This is a genomic window from Mesorhizobium sp. M5C.F.Ca.IN.020.32.2.1 (assembly GCF_004023105.1).
Classification (GTDB): Bacteria; Pseudomonadota; Alphaproteobacteria; order Rhizobiales; family Rhizobiaceae; genus Mesorhizobium; species Mesorhizobium wenxiniae.
The window spans coordinates 1-2,821 of the sequence record NZ_RZSX01000813.1 but is presented as its reverse complement, the minus strand read 5'-3'; the positions used below and the strand labels follow the sequence as shown (position 1 = coordinate 2,821).

At 59.6% G+C, this 2,821-nt stretch carries 2 protein-coding genes and 1 pseudogene; 1 reads left to right on the top strand and 2 read right to left on the bottom strand.

Going from position 1 to position 2,821, the window contains the following annotated elements:
• Positions 1-123, bottom strand: a pseudogene (locus tag EOA86_RS40735) (integrase); the annotation flags it as partial.
• An 853-nt stretch (positions 124-976) separates the two neighbouring features.
• On the opposite strand from EOA86_RS40735, the gene EOA86_RS29220 reads away from it, so the two are divergent.
• Positions 977-1,315: a hypothetical protein gene (locus EOA86_RS29220; RefSeq protein WP_128344836.1), complete on the top strand. Its 339-nt coding sequence runs from the start codon at positions 977-979 to the stop codon at positions 1,313-1,315.
• Between the two features lie 803 nt (positions 1,316-2,118).
• Here the strand turns inward: EOA86_RS29220 and EOA86_RS29210 are convergent.
• Positions 2,119-2,821, bottom strand: a 703-nt coding sequence (locus tag EOA86_RS29210; protein WP_164892086.1) for an O-antigen ligase family protein, incomplete at its 5' end; no start/stop codon positions are given.

Here is a 2,821-nt window from a genome sequence, read left to right as displayed (position 1 = left end):
GGTGACGGTGACGGCCTTGTCGTGGAACGGATAATCGAGGTCAGGCAGGCCAGTGTAGGTGTGCGGTGACGGCGCGTAGTGCTGTGCCGGACAGTCCATGCCGAGCGCTTGGTGCGGCCGCTCATTGAGATCCCTAGTTTTATTGAAGGCGCCTTCTGGCGCCTTTTCCATTTTCGCAACGAAAGACGCAAATCGCCCGTTTTCGGAACCCGGAGTCCCGAAAAAGTCCCGAAGTGAAAGCCCGAATGTTCTGCATTCGTGCGCCTCGGCTACTCCGAATCTAGCCTGCGTAACTCTCTAGGAACCCGAAATGCGTATCCTTTCTATTGAGCCTGCCACCCATGCGGGTGACGGGCGATTTCCATGCGTCGCTAGGTTCGACGCGGAGCTGACGCCGAGATCCGAGTCTATGGGCTGCGACTTCTTCGGTCGCCAGACGGTCGATCCCTCACCTACTCACCGTCTTCGGGCGGAAAAAGATGCGCGACCTTCTCACCTCGATTTGAGTGCGGCCCAGGCGTTGCCGATGTTCTCTTGGGCTTCCATGGTTCCTCGCTGAGATGGACTGTCTCAGCGTCAACCGTGAAGGCGAGGCCCTGTTCCATCAAAGTCTAACGACTGGGAAAGCGCACTGTAAAGCATGTGCGGTAACAGTTGATTCAACCGTTGCTGGTATTTTGGAGGAGTGTGGTAGCGGCTCCGACAGTGGCGCGGGAAGGCGAATTGCCGGAGCCGCCAGCGCAGCCAGTTTGGGGGTTTGACCGCGCCGTCCTATTCTGGGACAGCGCGGTCAACGATTCGTTAAAATTCTCCGGAACTAATTAAGAGCATGCTAAATGAATCGCGGTTTTTGCGAGTCAATGCATGCGTTTGAAGTTTGTCCCGCCACTACTGCCGACCTCGGTTGAGAAGCCTCCCGAGGGTAGCGTGTGGCTTCATGAGGTCAAATTCGACGGCTACCGGTCGCAAATAATCGTTGAAGAAAGCGGCATCGAAGTCACTGGCTGTGGACAGCGCCATCATCGACGGTGAGAGCATCGTGCTCAATGATGCCGGTCTGTCGGATTTCACGGCTTGCGCAAGGCCATCACGCGCCTTCGATCTGCTGCACCTCAACGGCCACGACCTGCGCGACATGGCGCTCCAAGAGCGCCGCGACATCCTTGCCGGCATCTCCCGCCTGACATTCGCATCCAGTTCAGCCAGGCGCTCCCGCCAATGCGATCTACACCTGATCGACCAGGCCGGCCTTGAGCGAATGGTGTCCAGGCGTGGAGACACTAACTTTCGCAGCGGCCCGTCGACCAGCTGCTGAAGACGAAATGCTACACTGTCGGGGAATTCGACCTGCGCGGCCACCTTCGAAAGTGAAGGGCTCGAAACGCGGGAACCTTTCATCCGCGAGCCGCTTTGTGTGCATGTCCCAAGCCGTGCAACCACCCATATTGCCAAAGGGCAGCCCAGATCGGGACGTCAACTGTGAAGTCGCCTTGGAAGTCGCATTTGCAGCCTTGGTGACCGCCTCGGAAGCGAAGGGGTGGACGCCGCGCGAAACGGCTGCAGCCTTACTGAAACTCGCAACGGAGCATGCCCAGCGGTTCAGGCTTATGCCGGCTGAGCCGCCAAGGTGGCGAACGCGAAGAGGTATGTTGATCGCGGGCGCCGCGCTCGTGTTTTTGCTGTGTGCAGCCATCGTTTGGTGGATGCTTAGATGATGATCAACGTTTCGCCCCGGATACGGCCGCTGCCGCGGTCGTAGTGATGGCGTTGCTGCCTATACGTTGGATTGCGCGACGCTCGCCTAAGTTCATCCGGCCTGCGCCATGCCGACTGCTATGCTATGTCCATCACCAGCCCTGCAGCGAGCCCCGCCATATTCGACGGCAATGGAAGACCACCACTCGCTACGCCCACGTGCTGGACGAAGAGGTGGCCGCAGCGATGGAGTTGCTACAAAACGCACGAAAAAAGTCCAGAACTAGGAAGGGGAAACCGCATAACGCGATGACTTTCAATAGAAATCCGCGTTGCGCCCAATTTCCTCGGGGTCAAGGGGTCGTCGGTTCGAATCCGGCCACTCCGACCATTTCAAAACTTAGACTTGCCCCCAGAAATCCGTCATGCCGCCGGCGCAGCCAGCGCCACCGGCCGGAACTGCCGCTGATGGCGGTATTCCAGCGCGATGGCGCCCCAGATCAGGCCGAGCAGCAGATAGACGTGGCGCCAGTGATCTATGTCGATGAAGGTGCCCAGCCCGATATTGCCGACGAAGGCGACATAGGCGCACAGAAGATAGGGCTGCCACGGCCTGTCGCGCAGGAGAATGCGGAAACCGGCCGCTATCGTCCAGCAGGTCAGCGTCAGGAACGACACGAAGCCGAGCCAGCCATAATCCATCAGCATCTTCAGCCAGATGTCGTGCGTGTCCTCGCCGAAAATCGTGCCGAAGACGAGCGGGCCGATGCCGAGCGGATGCTCCAGCGCCATCTGGAAACCGAGCGTGTAGCGGGCGAAACGGCCGAGGCGGGCGGTATCGTAGCTCTGTTCCAGCTGGGCACGGCTGGAAAACATCTCCGAGACGCCCGGCAGCTGCAGGATGACGAGCATCGCAATGACCAGCAGCGAGACGGCGGCGATGGTCATGACGGCGACACGCAGTCGCAACTTGCCGCTGGCGCTCTGCAGGAACAGGGCGCCGGTAAGCAGGATCGCCGAAACGCCGAACATGCCCCAGGCGCCGCGCGAGAAGGAGAAGAAAATGCCGGCCGTGATGATCAGCAGTGGCACCGCTAGCAACGGCATGCGTGAGATAGGGCCTGTC